Annotated in this window: 1 protein-coding gene; it reads right to left on the reverse strand. The window is 38.5% G+C overall.

Translation table 11 applies throughout. The annotated features are described in order from the left end of the window. On the reverse strand, positions 1-290 hold a 290-nt coding region (locus tag ACFIMQ_RS09750), incomplete at its 3' end, for a hypothetical protein (protein WP_375703967.1). Between the last annotated feature and the right edge of the window lie 245 nt (positions 291-535).

A 535-nucleotide genomic window follows, 5' to 3' on the forward strand; every position in this document is an offset into this window, starting at 1 on the left:
TCTTTATCCTCTGGAGTAAAAACCTTTTGGTCTGTTGGTGTAAAATCTTGCGTATTTTGGGCTTTGATGTCTTTTTCTCCAAACTCATTGCCGCCATAAGTGCTGCCAATCTTCAATTTCGTCTCAGAAAACGCTGTCTTCACAAACGCTTTAATCGACGTGATCAAAGCGCCACGGGGTAATATCCCGATTTTTTCTGTGAGATGCTTCTCTTTATGTGAGATATTCAAACGTAAGAAACTCACCTGTTGGGTATGTAGATTTCTGCCCTGTAATGGCAAGTTATTGATTTATAATGATAATCTAGCGTTATTCATATTGAATTAGAAACCCGAATAACGTAGGATTCTCTCATTTCAAACCTGCTTATCTTGAATCAATCAAAATCACTCATTTGCACATAACAAGTGGGATGAGTGTGTGGATCAAATTTGTATAAGAAAGGAGTAAAAATGGTCCTTATGAACCGTCTTAATGCAAGATCTGTCGCAACATTGGGGGCTGGCAAATATAATGATGGTGCCGGCTTGTTACT

The organism is Bartonella sp. AD13SXNS (assembly GCF_042196465.1).
In the GTDB taxonomy this organism is placed as follows: Bacteria; Pseudomonadota; Alphaproteobacteria; order Rhizobiales; family Rhizobiaceae; genus Bartonella.